Origin of the sequence: Helcococcus sueciensis DSM 17243, assembly GCF_000423145.1 — a bacterium.
GTDB lineage: Bacteria > Bacillota > Clostridia > Tissierellales > Peptoniphilaceae > Helcococcus > Helcococcus sueciensis.
In genome coordinates this window covers 51,507-69,595 of the sequence record NZ_AUHK01000001.1, presented here as the reverse complement: position 1 = coordinate 69,595, position 18,089 = coordinate 51,507, and the positions used below count along the sequence as shown (strand labels likewise).

The 18,089-nt window shown below is 27.6% G+C and carries 13 protein-coding genes; 12 read left to right on the top strand and 1 reads right to left on the bottom strand.

Annotated features, from left to right (window positions below; all coding sequences use genetic code 11):
* The first annotated feature begins 113 nt into the window (after positions 1–113).
* From G534_RS0100295 to G534_RS0100245, 11 genes are all read left to right on the top strand, one after another.
* Positions 114–1,763 carry a putative manganese-dependent inorganic diphosphatase gene (locus G534_RS0100295; protein WP_027347341.1) on the top strand — a complete coding sequence of 550 codons (1,650 nt, stop codon included), beginning with the start codon at positions 114–116 and terminating at the stop codon, positions 1,761–1,763.
* A gap of 2 nt (positions 1,764–1,765) precedes the next feature.
* Positions 1,766–3,652, top strand: a complete 1,887-nt coding sequence (gene glgB, locus G534_RS0100290) for a 1,4-alpha-glucan branching protein GlgB (protein WP_205617650.1) — start codon at positions 1,766–1,768, stop codon at positions 3,650–3,652.
* Positions 3,653–3,665: 13 nt separating this feature from the next.
* The gene (locus G534_RS0100285) at positions 3,666–4,805 is read left to right on the top strand and encodes a glucose-1-phosphate adenylyltransferase (protein WP_027347339.1); all 1,140 of its coding nucleotides are present in this window, start codon (positions 3,666–3,668) and stop codon (positions 4,803–4,805) included.
* A gap of 9 nt (positions 4,806–4,814) precedes the next feature.
* Positions 4,815–5,933: a glucose-1-phosphate adenylyltransferase subunit GlgD gene (gene glgD, locus G534_RS0100280; protein ID WP_027347338.1), complete on the top strand. Its 1,119-nt coding sequence runs from the start codon at positions 4,815–4,817 to the stop codon at positions 5,931–5,933.
* Position 5,934: 1 nt separating this feature from the next.
* Positions 5,935–7,359 (top strand): glycogen synthase GlgA, encoded by a 1,425-nt coding sequence (glgA, locus tag G534_RS0100275; protein ID WP_027347337.1) that lies wholly within the window; start codon positions 5,935–5,937, stop codon positions 7,357–7,359.
* Between the two features lie 14 nt (positions 7,360–7,373).
* Positions 7,374–9,644, top strand: coding sequence for a glycogen/starch/alpha-glucan phosphorylase (locus G534_RS0100270; RefSeq protein ID WP_027347336.1), 2,271 nt, complete (start codon positions 7,374–7,376; stop codon positions 9,642–9,644).
* The gene (gene pulA / locus G534_RS0100265) at positions 9,631–11,469 is read left to right on the top strand and encodes a type I pullulanase (protein WP_027347335.1); all 1,839 of its coding nucleotides are present in this window, start codon (positions 9,631–9,633) and stop codon (positions 11,467–11,469) included. The genes G534_RS0100270 and pulA overlap by 14 nt, the downstream gene beginning before the upstream one ends.
* An 8-nt stretch (positions 11,470–11,477) precedes the next feature.
* Entirely contained in the window at positions 11,478–13,172 is a 1,695-nt protein-coding gene (locus tag G534_RS0100260) for a phospho-sugar mutase (protein WP_027347334.1), read from the top strand.
* A 101-nt stretch (positions 13,173–13,273) separates the two neighbouring features.
* Positions 13,274–13,819, top strand: a complete 546-nt coding sequence (locus G534_RS08870) for an FHA domain-containing protein (RefSeq protein WP_027347333.1) — start codon at positions 13,274–13,276, stop codon at positions 13,817–13,819.
* A 1-nt stretch (position 13,820) separates the two neighbouring features.
* Positions 13,821–15,092, top strand: a complete 1,272-nt coding sequence (locus tag G534_RS0100250; RefSeq protein ID WP_027347332.1) for an FtsW/RodA/SpoVE family cell cycle protein — start codon at positions 13,821–13,823, stop codon at positions 15,090–15,092.
* A complete protein-coding gene (locus G534_RS0100245; protein ID WP_027347331.1) occupies positions 15,073–16,464 on the top strand; it encodes a peptidoglycan D,D-transpeptidase FtsI family protein in 1,392 nt (463 codons plus the stop codon). Before G534_RS0100250 ends, G534_RS0100245 begins: the two co-directional genes overlap by 20 nt.
* A gap of 59 nt (positions 16,465–16,523) precedes the next feature.
* Here the strand turns inward: G534_RS0100245 and G534_RS0100240 are convergent, their stop codons facing one another.
* Complete coding sequence (locus G534_RS0100240) at positions 16,524–17,336, bottom strand: NAD(+)/NADH kinase (protein ID WP_084509962.1); 813 nt, start codon at positions 17,334–17,336, stop codon at positions 16,524–16,526.
* Positions 17,337–17,586: 250 nt separating this feature from the next.
* Between G534_RS0100240 and G534_RS0100235 the strand changes: the two genes are divergently transcribed.
* Complete coding sequence (locus tag G534_RS0100235) at positions 17,587–18,087, top strand: YtxH domain-containing protein (RefSeq protein WP_027347329.1); 501 nt, start codon at positions 17,587–17,589, stop codon at positions 18,085–18,087.
* Positions 18,088–18,089: the final 2 nt, after the last annotated feature.

Sequence of the window (18,089 nt, the reverse complement as noted above, 5' to 3'; positions counted from 1 at the left end):
TTTAATATAAAAAGGGTATTATATATTGAGAATATGATCAACAAAAATTAATACAATGATGAATTGATATACGTTTTCATTAGTGATAAAATATGTATAGATAAGGAGTTATTATGAATAATAAAATCTATATCACAGGACATAAGAATCCTGATACAGATTCAATAGCATCAGCAATTGTGTATGCTGATTTGAAAAGTCGTCTGGATGATGAAAATAAATACATTCCTTTAAGACTTGGGGAATTAAATAAAGAATCTAAATGGGTATTGGAACAATGGAATCAATCTGCACCGAAATATGTAGAAAATCTTAAGCCAACAATAAGTGATTTGCATTTACAAAAACCACTATTAGTTTCAAAGGATATTTCTTTATATGAAGCCGCAAATTATCTTCAACCAAGAAATAGATCATTTTTGCCTATTGTAGATAAGGATGAAAAATTAATAGGTATAATTACTCTCTCTAACTTAACAAAATCTTACATGAATGTGTGGGATGATGATATTCTTCATAGAGCTGGAGCAACTATTGAAAATATTGTTGATGTACTAAGTGGAGAGATAGTAAACTTGCCAGAAAATCCGAATCCATATGATGGTAGGATGTTAGTTTATGCATCTGAAGTTGATGAAAAAGGTCATGTAAGTAAGGGTGATGTTGTTATAGTTGGTAATAGAAGAGCTTCACAATTAGAAGCTATTGATAGAAAATGTGGAATTATAATAGTATCTTCTGGACATGAGATGGACGAAGATGTATTGGAAAAAGCTAAGAAAAATAATGTAATAGTGATTAAAACAAAATATAATTCTTTCATGGTTGCTAGATTGATACCTCAATCAATTCCAATTTCTCATGTAATGACCACTGAAAATCTAACTTCATTTACACCATATGATTTATTAGAGGACGTTGCATTAAGAGTTGCAAATACTCGATATAGAAACTTCCCAATAGTTGATACCAATGGTCGTGTAGTTGCTGAATTAAATCGAAATGATTTACTTTTTGACAAGAAAAAACAATTAATTTTAGTAGACCATAATGAAGAAAATCAATCAATTGATGATAGAGATAATGTAGATATACTAGAAATTATTGACCATCATAGAGTTGCTAATATAACTACAAATCAACCTATATATTTTAGAAATGTACCTGTGGGTTGTACATCTACTATACTTGCAACTATGTACAAAGAAAATGGGATTAAACCTTCTAAAGAAATGGCTGGTTTAATGGCTTCAGCTATTATATCTGATACATTATTATTTAGATCTCCAACAACAACTATTACTGATAAAATTGTTTTGAAAGAATTAGCAGAAATTGCAGAAATTGATTTAGAGGAATATGCTGCACAAATGTTCTCAGCAGGTACGTCATTAAAAGGAGTAAATGCTAGAACAATATTACTTACAGATTCAAAAAAATTTGATATGCAAGATCAAAATATTAGAGTATCACAAACATTTACTACAAATCTTTCATCAGTAGATTCAATGATTGATGATATCAAGAAAAATATGAAATTTATAAAAGAAGATGAAAAATTAGACTTCTTCTGTTTATTTATAACAGATATATTTGGAGAAAGATCTTTAGTTATTACTGTCGGAAAATATAGTGATGATTTAGCTGAAGAATTTGAATCTATAAATAAAGAAAATGGTTATATTGTTGATGGCCTATTATCCAGAAAGAAACAATTTATACCAGCTGTAAATAAGGTGATAAATAATTTTAATAAGGAGTAATCGTGGAATTAAACATTTTATATAGAGATGATTTGCAAGAATCGATTTATCTTTTTAATGAAGGAAAAAATTATGAATCATATGAATTTATGGGAGCTCATAAATATAAAAAAGATAATAAAGACTATATTAGCTTTACAGTATGGGCTCCACTTGCAAGAGAAGTTTTTCTTGTTGGAGATTTTAATGAATGGCATGATCATAATTTACCTTTGAGAAATATTGATAATTCTGGTATTTGGAATATATGTGTTGAAAATGCACAAGAATTTCAAAATTATAAATACAGAATTATTTCTCACGAATATAAAGAACTTTATAAAGCTGACCCATATGCTTTTTTAGCAGAATTTAGACCTGATACAGCATCTAAAATCTACGATTTTAATGGGTATAAATGGCAAGATAAAAAATACATGAAGACTAGATTAAACAAAAATCATAGAGAAGAAGCTATGTCTATCTATGAAGTTCATTTAGGATCTTGGATGAGACATTTTAACAATGACTATTATTCATTTAATGATATGGCAAAGGTATTACCTGACTATGTCAAAAAAATGGGATATACTCATGTAGAAATTATGCCCATTACAGAATTTCCATATGATGGGTCATGGGGATATCAAGTTACAGGTTATTTTGCAGTAACTTCAAGATTTGGAACACCTAAAGATTTTATGAATTTGGTAGATGAGTTTCATAGGAGAGGTATAGGTGTAATACTAGATTGGGTACCTGTTCATTTTACAAAAGATGCTCATGGCCTTATACATTTTGATGGATCTGCCGTATATGAAAAAAGCGATTATTATAGAGCACAAGTAGAAGGATGGGGAACTCATTACTTTGATTTTGGTAAAAAGCAAGTCAAGAATTTCCTAATATCATCTGCTTTATATTTATTGAAATATTTCCATATAGATGGACTTAGAGTAGATGCAGTATCTGCAATGCTTTATTTGAATTATGGTGGTAAAAATCTTTACAATGAAGATGGGACATCGACTAACTGGGAAGCTGTTGAATTTATAAAAGAATTAAATTCTGTAATACATCTTTTCCATTCTGATGTAATGATGATAGCTGAAGAATCTACCGCATTCCCTAAGATTACTCATTCTGTAGATGAAGGTGGCTTAGGATTCGATTATAAATGGAATATGGGATGGATGCATGATATTCTCAATTATTTTGATATAGATCCAATATATAGAAAATACAATCATGATAAATTAACATTTACAATAACATATGCTTTTTCTGAACATTATATACTTCCATTCTCACATGATGAAGTAGTTCATATGAAAGGTAGTATGATCAACAAAATGCATGGAGATTATGATAATAAATTTAAAGCATTAATGTCATTATATGCTTATCAATTTGCTCATCCTGGGAAAAAATTAATGTTTATGGGTGATGAGATTGGGACTTTTGAAGAATGGAATTATGATAAAGAATTATCTTGGTCAGTATTAAATTATGAAAATCACCAAAGATTACAAAACTTTATTAAAAAATTAAATGAAGTATATACTTCAGAAAAGAGTCTTCATGAAGTCGAAGATGATTATTCTGGCTATGAATGGATAGTAGTAGATGATAAAGATGCTAATACAATAGCATTTGAGAGAATAGATAGAAGTGGCAATAAAGTATTATGTTTCTTTAATTTCTCACCAGAGTATAGATTGGGCTATAGATTTGGTGTAGATTCTAAAGGAATGTATAAGATACTTATTAACTCAGCACATAAAGAATTTGGCGGATCAATTAATAGAAATACACCATATTATGCTAAGGAAATATCTGCACATGGTAGACCTTATTCAATTGAAGTTGATTTACCGCCATATGCGGCTATATTTGTAAAACATAGATAGAAAGGAATATATTATGGCATCAAGAAATGAAATGGTGGCGATGCTTTTAGCAGGTGGTCAAGGTAGTAGATTAAAGGCTTTAACAAAACACACAGCTAAGCCAGCAGTGCCATTTGGAGGAAAATATAAAATAATTGACTTTGCGATATCTAATGCAGCAAATTCTGGTATTGATAATATTGGTATATTAACTCAATATAAACACTTTTATCTAAATGAACATATTGGGCTTGGACAAGCTTGGGACTATGATAGATTAAAAGGTGGATTAAAACTTTTATCACCATATTATACAGAAGAAGGTGGTAGATGGTATAAAGGTACAGCAAATGCTATTTATGAAAATATTGATTATTTAGATAATGTTAATGCTAAATATGTATTAATTCTATCTGGAGATCATATTTATAAAATGAATTATGATAAAATGCTTGATGTTCATAAACAATCTAATGCTGATATAACAATTGCTGTTATGGAAGTTCCTTGGGATGAGGCATCAAGGTTTGGAATTATGAATACTGATGATAGCGATAAGATTGTTGAATTTGAAGAAAAACCTGAAAATCCAAAATCTAATTTAGCTTCAATGGGAATATATATATTTGACTGGGATGTATTGAGAGCATCTTTGATAGAAGACTATAATAATCCAAATTCTACATATGACTTTGGTCATGATATAATTCCACATCTATTAAAAACTGGTAAAAAATTACAAGCTTATAGATTTTCTGGATATTGGAAAGATGTAGGAACAGTAAGATCATATTGGGAAGCTAATTTAGATTTAATCAAGGATGATAATACTCTAAATATTTATGATCAAAGATGGAGAATTCACACAACTTCTAAAAATTTACCACCTCAATTTATAGGTAAAGATGGTAAAGTTGAGTCATCTTTAGTTAATGAAGCATGTCAAATACATGGATTAGTTAAAAATTCTGTTTTATTCGATCAGGTTACTGTAGAGAGGGGCGCAAAAGTAATAAATTCTGTTCTATTACCTGGAACATATGTCAAAAAAGATGCAAGATTATATAATTGCGTCGTAAATGAAAATATTACGATTGAAGAAGGACAAAAGATCGGTGTAGAAAATGATAAACATGTATATCTTATATCTGAAGATGGAATTTCAAAGGAATAAGGGGGAAAGATGAAAAATTTAGTTGGCTTGATTAAATCTGGGCAAAATACTCAACATTATCAATCACTGTTAAATACAAGACCTGATTATATGCTACCTTTTGGAGCTAGATATAGACTTATAGATACAACTCTTTCAAACTTTCATGAACATGGTATTACTAAGGTTCTATTACATGGAGGATCTAAAATAAGATCTACACTAGATCATGTTGGTAATGGTGCACATTGGGAAATGGATAAAAGAGAAAATGGTCTTGTAATTACAACCCCATCCTTAGAGGAAATAGAATCTAATAATAGAAGAATGCTTTCTTACTATGAATCTTTAACATTCTTTGATGAAGAAGATATTGAAGACATCTATATAGCAAATCCAATGGTTATTTCAAGAGTTGATATAACAAGTGCTTATCAAAAATTTAAAGAAGAAAATTATGATGCAATGTTTCTGTATAGAGTTCAAGAAGATCTTACCGGAAGATATCTAAATGCAAGAAAAATCATATTTGATTCTGATGGAAATGTAGAAAATATTGGAATTAATTTGGGAACTGAAAATATTATTCCATTATTTATGGATCATATTTTTATAAAAAAAGAAGTATTTATGAGAATTGTTAAAAATACGGTTGAAAAAGATTCAGCTAGATATTTATCACAAGCAATCATGAATCATAAAAATGAATTAAATATAGGTTCTTTTGAGGTTAAATCTCATGTTGAATATATAAGAGATTTACAATCTTTCTATATAGCAAACTTAAACTTACTTAACGAAGGCATATATGCTGACTTATTTTTACTTGGTTCAGGTATACTTACAAAAAATAAAGATGAACCATCAACTTTATATAAAGAAGGTAATAAAGTAAGCAATTCAATTCTTGCAAATGGTTCTATCATAGAAGGTGAAGTGAGTGATTCAGTATTATTTAGACAAGTTAAAATAGGGAAAAATGCAATAGTTAAAAATTCAATAATTTTCCAAGGAGCAATTATTGAGGATGGTGCTATCGTCGTTAATAGTATAGTTGATAAGAATGCTGTTGTTAAACAAAATGTATTTGTTCAAGGTACTCGTAACAATCCATATGTAGTTCCAAAAAATAAAGTATTGGAGAAATAGTATGAATATTTTATACATTACGGCAGAGGCAACTCCTTTTGTTAAAACTGGTGGATTAGCTGATGTTGCTGGTTCTCTTCCAAAAGCCATAAAACAACACGGCCATGATATAAGAGTTGTTTTACCTTTGCACTCAAAAATCGATAAAAAATATAGAGAAAAAATGAAATATATTGGATACTATTATGTTGATATAGCTTGGATGCACAGATATTGTGGTGTTTTTGAATTAGAATATGATGGTGTTACATTTTATTTTCTAGATAATGAATCTTATTTTAATAGAGAACAATTGTATGGTGAATTTGACGACGCTGAAAGATATATATTCTTTTCAAAAGCAGTTGTTGTTCTACCTAAATACTTAGATTTTAAGGTTGATGTAATAAATGCTAATGATTGGCACACAGGACTTGTTCCAGTTTATGTAAATGATTTTAGAAATGGTGATGATTTCTATAAAGATACAAAAACACTATATACAATTCATAATATTAAATATCAAGGCATATTTGATCCTGCAGTATTTTCTATGACTGGACTTGATATTAAATATATGGGACATAATGACTTAGAGTTTCATAATGCTATTTCATTTATGAAAGGTGGAATCGTACATTCTACTAAATTTAACACAGTATCAAAGACTTATGCTGAAAATATTAAAACATCGTTTTATGGTGAAGGTCTTGAAGATGTTATTAATTATCATTCATATAAACTTTCTGGAATTGTAAATGGTATTGATTTTGATGTGTGGAATCCAAAGACAGACACTTCCATTACAACAAATTACACTATCAGGTCTATTAATAGAAAGTCTAAAAATAAAACAGAATTACAAAAAAAATATGGTCTTCCTATCAATCCAAATATTCCAATGATTGGTATGGTTACAAGATTGACTTCGATGAAAGGTCTAGACCTGCTTAGATTTATTTTAGATGAATTACTTCAAGAAAATATACAATTTGTAGTGCTTGGTACTGGTGATTATGAATATGAAGAAATGTTGAAATATTTTGAATATAAATATCCAGATAAAGTTGCTGCTAGAATGTATTTTAGTAGTGAAGAAGCAAATATGATATATGCTTCAAGCGATTTATACATGATGCCATCAATATCTGAACCTTGTGGTATATCTCAACTTATCGCAATGCGATATGGATCTATACCAATAGTAAGAGAGACTGGTGGGCTTAAGGATACTGTTGAACCTTATAATGTATATACAGATGAAGGTACAGGATTTACCTTTGCAAATATAAATGCTCATGAACTTTTATTTAAGACTAAAGAAGCTGTAGAATTATATATCAATGAACGTGAAAAATTCAATAAAATTATAAAAAACGCTATGAGTAAAAAATTTAATTGGGATCAATCATCCAAAGATTATATCAAACTGTATAAAAGCTTGTAGCATGAGGAGTAGTTGTGACAAATTATGATTTAGAAAAAACAATTGAAAACAATCTTTTTAAATTATTCGCTAAAGATTTTAAGCATGCCAGAGATGCAGAAGTTTTTATTGCATTAGCTAATAGTCTTAGACAAATAATTGGTGAAAAATGGTTTCATTCTTTATACGATAATATATCAAGTAAAAGAATATATGTGCTTTCATTTGAATATTCTTTTGGTGAGAATTTATATAAAAATTTAATAAAACTTGATTTATTAAATGATGTTAAAGAAATATTAGATAAACATGAAATTAATTTTGAAAATATAAAACAACAAGATTTAGAATTTGCTTTAGGATTTGGTGATTTGGGTGAAATCTCAAGCTATTTACTTAGTGCGCTTACAAATCACCATAAAAATGTATATGCGTATGGACTTAGATATAGAAAAGGTATGTTAAAACAAGAAATCATAAATGGTAAGCAAATTGAAAAGCCAGATGATTGGAAAGTTAATAAAAATCCTTGGGAGCATGAAAAAGGATTTAGTCATAATATAAATTTTTCCGACTATCAGGTTGAAGCAATACCTTACGATATACCTATAGTTTCAAATGACTCTAACAGAGTAAATACTTTAAGACTATGGAAATCTTATTCTAAGACAGATATTAATTTTGATGAATTTTCTAAAGGTGAAATAAATAATGCTTATAATGATATAATTAGAGCTAATTCTATTGTTGAATTTCTATATCCAAGTGAGGGAAATCTTTCAGGTAAAAAACTTAGATTAACTCAGGAAATTTTCTTTGCTAGTGCATGTATTCAAGATATATTAAAAAAATATAAAAAATATATGAGTGATGATATTGAGAAAATTCACGAGTATATTAAAATTCAAATTAATGATATTCATCCCGCATTCGCTCAAATATTCTACATTTATTACTTAACAAATAAGTACGGAATAGAATTTTCGAAAGCTGTTTCGATTGCAAAAAAAACTTTTGTATATATGCAATTATCCATATTACCAGAATCATTTGAGACTTGGGATATTTCATTGTTAAGTGAAGTTTGTCCATATCTAATTGATACTATTTATAAATTAGATAAATATGTGAAAGAAAACTTAGAAGAAAAGAAAATATTAAATACAAAGCCTTTGTTAATCATTCATGAAGGTAAAGTTGATATGAATAATATTATATATTTTATTTCTAAGAATATTTTTACAGTAGTTGAAGATCATATATTTTTAATGCAAAATAATCAATTAAAAGAATTATATTTCGCTTATAATTCTAAAATTGAATTTGTACAAATTAATTATGATTCAAAACAATATTTGAAAGAAAGTACTCAAAGGGAAAGTAATCCTAATTTTAACCATTTAGATTCTTCAGCTAAAGACTTTTATAATATAAAGAAAGAAAATAAGATTAAGCTATTAGATAGACTTGGAATAGATAAAAATCTAATTAATGTAGATTCTCCATTTGTAATGCATATGGATATTTTTCATGAAAATAAAAGACAGATATTATCAGCATTGGGAATAGCTTTGACGTATTTTAGATTAAAGAAAAATCCTAATTTGGATATTCCACAAAGAATTTATTTCTTTGGTGGAAAATCTTATCCTAATTATTATATCGCTAAAGAAACAATTTCATTCATAAATGCATTATCGAATTTAATTAATAATGATCTTTATATAAAAGATAAGATGAAAATTATATTCATTAAAAATTATAATATGACTGAAGCAACATATGCTATACCAGCATGTGATATAAATCAGAAATTAGAATTATTAAATATGAATACCAGTGATATAACTCTTTATAAATCAATATTGAGTGGTGCAAATATCTTGGAATCAGTAAGTTCTTTTCATAATAGTGATTTTTATAAATTTGATATTAGTGTTTATAAATTTGGAGAAACTAGAGACAATATCATATTCAATAATAAATATAATATGTATGAATATTTAGATAATAATCCTGAAATAAAAGAAATGTTTGACTTTTATCGATATCAATCAAAGAATGATTTTCCTTTTGATATAGATATTATATATAACTCAATATATTATTTTAATGATTCGAATTTTATATTGAAAGATTTATTTGAATATGTTGATGAGCTTGAAAAAGCTTTAAATGACTATAGAAATTATGAAGATTGGTTTAGTAAAATTTATGATAATAAGAAAAAAATAATAAATCAAAATGATAAAGAATCTATAGAAGAATTTGTATACAAAATTGGAGAATTAGATGCAGAAGATTAACGAAATATATACTGATAAGGAGTTAGGTTTAATATACTCTAAAGAAAAATCGATATTTAGAGTATGGGCTCCAACTCAGAAACAAGTAAAACTTGCCTTATATCAAAATTATTCAACTTTGCAAAGACAAGTTTTTGAAATGAAAAAAGATGAAGATGGAGTATTTGAGTGTGAAATTGAAGGTGATTTAGAATCTATGTTCTATACATATATTCTTAATAATAGTGAAGTTTGTGATCCATATTCATTTTCTACTTCAGCTAATAGTGTAAGAAGCGCTATAGTCGACTTAAAAAAATCAAATCCAGAAGGATTTGAAGATCATTATATTCCTTTTAATGATAAAGATAAGGCTATTATAGTTGAAACTCATGTCGCAGATATATCTATAAATGAAAATTCTGGAGCTATTAATAGGGGACTATTTTTAGGTGCTGCAGAAATTGGAACAAAGTGTAATAATGTCTCAACAAATATTGACCACTTTGAAGAATTGGGTGTAACACATGTTCATTTACTACCCGTTACAGATTATATTACTGTGAATGAATTGAAACCTTTATCTAAATATCCTGGTAACTATAACTGGGGATATGACCAAGAGCTTTATATGAATATAGAAGGTTCTTTTTCAACTAATCCAAATGACCCATACTCAAGAATTAGAGAATTTAAAACTTTGATTAAAAACTACCATGAAAAAGGAATGTCTATAGTTTTAGATGTAGTTTATAATCATACTTTTAAAACTTTTGATTCAGTGTTTAATACATTAGTTCCAAATTATTATTATAGAATGGAAGGTTCTGTATTTGCTAATGGTTCAGGTTGTGGAAATGAAATCGCATCCGAAAAACCTATGGTTAGAAAATTCATTATTGATTCACTATTGTATCTTGCTAAAGAATATAAAATAGATGGGTTTAGATTTGATTTAATGGCATTAACCGATATTGATACTCTTATGGAAATAATTAGAGTACTTAGGGAATATAATCCTAATATTTTAATATATGGAGAGCCATGGATGGCAAATCCAAGTCCTCTAGATTATAATAAACAAGTAAATATTGGATCTCAAAAAGGAAAAGATTTTGCAATATTTAATCCATTTTTTAGAGATGCATTTAAAGGAGATAATGACGGCACTGTAGGAGGTTATTTACAAGGTGAATATTATAATAAATATCAAATGCAAGTAGGAATTGCTGGATCCGTACCAATGGATGAGATGGATACAAATTTTGAAAATCCTTTAGAAGTTATTAATTACTTTAACGCACATGATAATTTAATTTTCTATGATAAATTAGTAAAAACTGGTGTTTCAGAAGAAAATATTAATGATTTAACCTATATGGCATTTTCAATACTTATGACAAGTCAAGGATTACCATTTTTCCATTCAGGAAATTCATTCCTAAGAACTAAAAAATTAAACCATAATTCGTATAACGCATCTACAGATATAAATGGTATTGACTGGTCTCTTAAGGAAAAAAATTATGATTTATTCTTAAAGATTAAGGATATAATTAAATTGAGAAAAGATTTAGGGATTTTTAATATGAAAACAGGTGATGAAGTACGAGAAAAGATTTCCTTTATAGATAATCTTAAAGACTATGTACTTGGCTATATTATTGATGACGGTAAAAATTCTTTCTTAATATTACACAATGTATCTAAAAATATTGAAGATATTAATATGAAGGATTTAACTGATAAGGACGAAATTAAATTAATCTTTTCAAATGGATTTGTTGATGAAGATGTTAATAATATAAAATTGGAATCATATACAACAAATGTATATATAATTTAGGAGGATTTATGGAATATAGAAAAATTTATGAAGAATGGTTAAATAATAAATATTTTGATGATAAAACTAAAGAAGAACTACTATCTATTAAAGATGATGAAACTGAAATTGAAGATAGATTTTATCAAAAGTTAAAATTTGGTACAGCAGGATTAAGAGGAAAAATTGGAGCAGGTACTAATAGAATGAACAAATACACTGTTTCTTTAGCAACTCAAGGTCTAGCAGATACAATACTTTCATATGGTGAAGAGGCTGCACAAAGAGGTGTTGCTATTTCTCATGACGTAAGACATAAATCTAGAGAATTTGCTGAAATTACTGCTTCTGTTTTGGCTGCAAATGGAATAAAAGTATATATACACAAAGATATTACACCTACACCAGTACTTTCCTATACTATTAGAAAATTAAATACCATTTCAGGCGTTATGATAACTGCATCACATAATCCTAAAGAATACAATGGTTATAAAGCATATTGGGAAGAAGGATCTCAAATTTTAGATAATATAGCAGATCAAATATTAAATAATATTGAAAAAATCGGTGATTATAGTAATGTAAAAATAATCGAATTTGATGAAGGTGTAAATAGTGGTTTAATTGAAATATTAGACGAAAAAATTATTGATGAATACATCGATGATGTGCTTAATTTGAAAATTGAAGATGAAAATATTGATAAATCTGTAAAAGTTGTATATTCACCACTTAATGGTACTGGAAATAAATTAGTAAGAAGAATATTACAAGAAAGAGGGTTTGAAAATATATACATTGTTAAAGAACAAGAAAATCCAGATCCTGATTTTACAACAGTTGGCTATCCAAATCCAGAAGATCCAAAAGCTTTTAAATATGCTGAAGCTTTAGGGAAAGAAAAGGGAGCTGAGTTATTAATTGCAACAGATCCAGATGCAGATAGAACTGCTCTTGAAGTTTTAAATAAAGATGGAGAGTATCAATTTTTAACTGGTAATGAAATAGGTTCACTATTAACATATTATATTTTATCTAGACTTCATGAAAGAGGTGAAATGCCTGATAAACCTGCAATAGTTAAATCTATTGTTACATCAGACTTACCTGATAAAATAGCTAAAAAATACAATGTTGACTCATTGAATGTATTGACAGGATTTAAGAATATATATGCTCCAGCTAATAAATGGGATGAAAATAATGAAAAAACATTTGTATTCGGATTTGAAGAGAGTATAGGTTATTCATATGGATCAAAAGTTAGAGATAAAGATGCGATATCATCTGCTATGATGATAGTTGAAATGGCAGCTTACTATAAATCTCAAGGTAAATCATTGCTTGATGTACAAGAAGAATTATTTGATGAATTTGGATATCACGGAGCAAAACTAATCTCTATAGTATTAGAAGGATTAGATGGACAAAAACTTATTTCTAGAATAATGAAAGATTTTAGAGAAAATCCTATTAAAGAAATTGGTGGTCAGGAATTAGTAGAAGTAATCGACTATCAAAATGACGAAACTGGATTACCAAAATCTGATGTATTAAAATATATTTTAAGTGATGGCTCATGGTATGTTTTAAGACCATCTGGAACAGAACCAAAGATTAAATTATACATCTATTCAAACGCTGATACAAAAGAAGCTGGAGATGATATGGTAAATGAAATCTTTAATACAGCTAACAACAAAATAAAATCAGTAGAATAAGATATATTCAAATATTACTATAAATTTAATATAACTAAATTGTAAGGAAGAAATGATATTTCTTCCTTATTTTTTGGTATAATATACGATAAGGAGTGAATATGAGAGAAATATTAAATGCAATAAGAAATTTTTTCTTTTATGACATAATTGCAGACATTAATTTATATACAATAATTTCTACATTTTTTAAATTTATATTTGTATTTATCGTTTTATACTATATTTATATTATTGTTAAACTTATAGTACTTGATATAGGAAATATAGATCATAATGATAAAATTAAAAGAAATATTTTAATTGTAAGTCATAGTAATCAAAACGATAAAAGATTTTTATTAGAAAATGTAACTAGAATAGGCAGATCATTTTCTAATGATATAGTGTTAGAAAGTCCAATGGTATCTGCGCAACATGCAGAAATTGTAAAATCTGGAAATGCTTACTATATCATTGACTTAGATTCTTCAAATGGAACAATATTAAACGGAGAGCTTATACATGAAAATTTAGAGCTACTTGATGGCGACATTGTAGATATAGCAGACTTTAGATTAACATTTATTGAAGAAGAAAGCGATGTAAATGATAAAAATATGAATTATAATAATTCATTTACAAATAATACTCAAGGCGGAAACTAATATGGAAATGTCTAGAAATGTATTTACTTTCAATTATAAAAAATCATACAATAGATCAATAATAACAAGTTTATTTATGTTTCAAATATTTGGAATATTATTAGCTATTCTTTCAAATGAAGAAGTAAATATGATATCAATTTATCTTTCAATTGCCTTTGTATTTGCAACATTGTTTAGTAATATTTATATTCCAAAAATTACAAAATCGGATTCTACATTTATATTAATTGTAAATATGTTATATTCAATAAGTGTGATTATGATAATGAGATTATCAAGCAATCTTGTTATAAAACATATTATTTGGTATTTATCAGGACTCGTAATTTTGTTAATAGTATATTATTTTATGAAATTTTTTGACAAAATATTAAAAGGAAAATTTTTATTGTTCTTTATTATAACTACACTTACTTTTATAGTAACTCTCGCATTAGGTTTTACATCTGGGGGAGCTAAAAATTGGATAGATGTTGGTGGACTTTTTTCTTTACAACTATCTGAATTTGGAAAAATTTCATTTATATTTATGATTGCATCTTATTATTATAAATATGATGAATTTACAAGAAATAGAATAGGAAAATATTATTTAATATTATCAACATATATATTTGCTTTATTATTCTTTCTTCAAGGAGAATTGGGAACAGCTATGATATTCTTTGGGCTATTAATTTCAAATATGTTTATTTTCGAAAAACGCTATATTTTTATAGTCCTCAATATTATTTTAGCTTTAGTTGGTGTTTATTTAGCATCCCTTGTATTGCCACACATCAAAGTTAGAATTGATATATGGCTTGATCCATGGAAAGACTTCAATGAAAGAGGTTATCAAATAATACAGTCACTTTTTGCAATCGCAAGTGGGGGATTTTTTGGAACAGGCATAGGATTAGGTATGCCAGATTTAGTTCCAGTGGTTGAATCTGACTTTATACTTACAGCTATAATTGAAGAAATGGGTATGTTTATGGGATTTTCAATTATATTGATGTATATTTTATTATTCTATAAAACATTAAAACTTTCTCTAGAATTTTCTTCAAAATATTATAGCTCTTTATCTTTATCGATAGGATTAATATATGCAATGCAGGCACTTATTATGTTTGGTGGAATATTAAAATTAATACCTTTAACTGGTATTACAACACCATTTTTAAGTTATGGAGGAAGCTCAACAGTTTCTAATTTCATATTACTTTCTATATTGCAATATTTATCACAGAAAGCAGGTGAAGGAAATGAAAAATTCAAAAAATAGAAAAATAGTATTTTTACTTTATACTATTATAGGACTATTTTTAGCTATTTCTCTTTATCTTGTTTACTTTCAACTATTTAAGTCAAATGATTTGAATAATGATTCTAGAAATGCAAGAAATTTTATAGATGAATCAACTATCAAAAGAGGAACTATATATGATAAAAATGGTTTAGAACTTGCATATTCAAAAAAAGTAGATGATAGTTATCAAAGAATAAATAGATATAACTTTATGTATTCTAGTATTATTGGATATAATTCAAGCAAATACGGAAAAAGTGGTATTGAAGCATCTTATAATACAGACTTATTAAATATAAACAACAATAAAGATTTTTTCACTAAGATAGATAGTCTTATCAAACCGGTTGATGGTAATGATGTGTATCTAACGATAGATGATGATTTACAATCATATGCATATGATTTATTAGGTGATTTATCAGGATCTGTAATAGTATCAAATCCAAATACCGGAAAAATTTTAGCAATGGTGTCTAAACCTACATTAAATGTCAATAATATAGATGAAGATTGGGAACAAATTATAAACTCTAAAAATGGAGAATTATTAAATAGACCTACTCAAGGTCACTATGAGCCAGGTTCAATTTTTAAAACGCTAAGCTCTTTAGTGTTTTTAAGAAGTGGTATAGATTTAGACTATTATGATACAGGAGAAGCTACTATAGATGGCCATAGTGTATATAATTTTGATAATGGTATATATGGAGAAATGGATTTAGAAAAAGCTCTTAATGTTTCAGCTAATACCTATTATTATGAAAAGTCTCAACTTGTTTCTAATGCCGATTTTAGAAAAGCCATACTTGACTTTGGGATAGGAAAAAAATTTGATTTTCCATTAAATATTGTTCAATCTGAATTTCCATTTAAAGATTCATTATCTGCAATAGATAAAGGAAATGCTGCATTTGGACAAGGATTAACTTATGTAAATCCTTTAGATATGAGCCTAATTGTTAATGGGATTGCTAATAAAGGAATAGTACAGAAACCAATTTTAGTTGATAAGGTTGTAAGAAGTGGAATCGAGTTACCAACAAAAGAAGAAGTCCTATCAAGTGAAGTAGAATCTCAATATGCAAATATTATTAAATCTTATATGAAAAGTACTGCAGAATATAATAATTATACGGACTATATTGAAACAAGCCTTGCTGCTAAAACAGGTACAGCAGAAAATGGACAAGGTTCATATAATACATGGTTTATGGGAATGGCTCCAGCTGAAGAACCAAAGTATACAATAATTATTGTTATTGAACATCAAGACGAAGCATCAGGAAGTAACGCCGCTCCAATAGGTACAAGGATTCTTGATTATGCAGTGCAAAATATTGATTAATACAATTAAGTATATAAAAAGCAGATGATCTAAAAACAAATCATCTGCGTTTTTTATTATTATATGAATTTTTCTTTAATATTAATCCAGAACCAATCTGGGTTAAATACAATTTTATTTATAATCTTATCACTTAGTTTAATATTAATTTCACGTATATTGTCATGTTCTTTATGAATTCCATCAACACCAATTGAAAATGGAACATCACCTCTTGATTTAGGAACAAGTCTAATCAAAGTTTCTTTTGGTACTACCAAGCTCTTATCAAGAGATCTATGAAGAGAGGATCTTATTGCAGCAAGTGGTGTAATTTGAAAAGCATTTAAATTTTGACAAAGTAAAGCTCCACCAGCTGATAAATTATATGCTGTAGAACCAGATGGGGTAGAAAATAAAATTCCATCTCCTGCAAAAGTTTGAAGTTTAACATGGTCAACATATAAATCAAAGTTCATGATGCTTGTATACTTAGCTTTTAAAACAATTTCATTAATACTATTGTAAGTGTAAGTTTTATCATCAGTTATAATTTCACAATCAATAACTTTTAAATGATTTAGTATAAAATCATTTTCTTTTAATTTCTTTATAGCTTCTTCAACTTCATAATATTTAACATCATTATAAAACCCTAAGTGTCCAGTGTTGATACCAATAAATGGTATACTTGAAAACTCTGAGTCATGTACAGCTTTAATAAAAGTACCATCTCCGCCGATAACAATATTAAAATCTGCATCAGGATGAAAAGTCTCAGATACATCAATATCATTATCTATAAGTTCTTTTATAACTTTTTCTTTTACTTCAAATGATAATTGGTAAAGATTTGCAAAAATATTAGCTTTTTTAGTCATTTCTTCCTCCATTATTTTAATTATACTATAAATGGCAAAAAAATATTCTAAAACTTTAAATGTTATATTTTATTTGTTATAATATATATATCCACAAATGATTTTGTAATTAACCTACACTATTTATAAGGGCATCCGGAGTTTGTATTTTGATGCAAAGCCTTAAATGGACTGCAGATATCTATGACAGGTAGCCCACCTTCACATACGAAGGTATAATTTCGGTCATTTGTGGATTTTTAATAAAAGGGAGGAAAAGAACATGTCAATAAAAGATTATTTTGTTGCAAAACAAAGAGAAATAGATAGAAAGAAAAGATTAGATACAGCCGCAAAAGTGGGTGTAGGAGTAGCGTTAGGTTCGCTAGTTGGATCAGCAGCAGGTGTTTTATTTGCTCCAAAATCTGGTAAAGAAACTAGAAAAGATATTAAAGATGTTGCTGAAAAATCAGTTGATACAATTAAAACTAAATCTAATGAATTAAGTGATACAGTTCAAGAAACTTATAGTGAAGCATTAAATAAATTCAATAAATTTAGTGAAGAAAAGCTTACTGACTTAAAGAAAGTTACTTCTGATGTAGAAGAAAAAGCTGAAAAAAAAGCTAAAGAAGTTAAAGAAGAAACTACAAAGAAAGCAAATGAAGCTAAATCTGAAGCTGCTAAAGGTGTTGACAAAGCAGCAAAAAAAGTTGAAGAAGGGGCTAAGAAAGTTTCTGATAAAGCTAAGGAAGAAAAAGCTGAAGCTGACAAGAAAAAATAGGA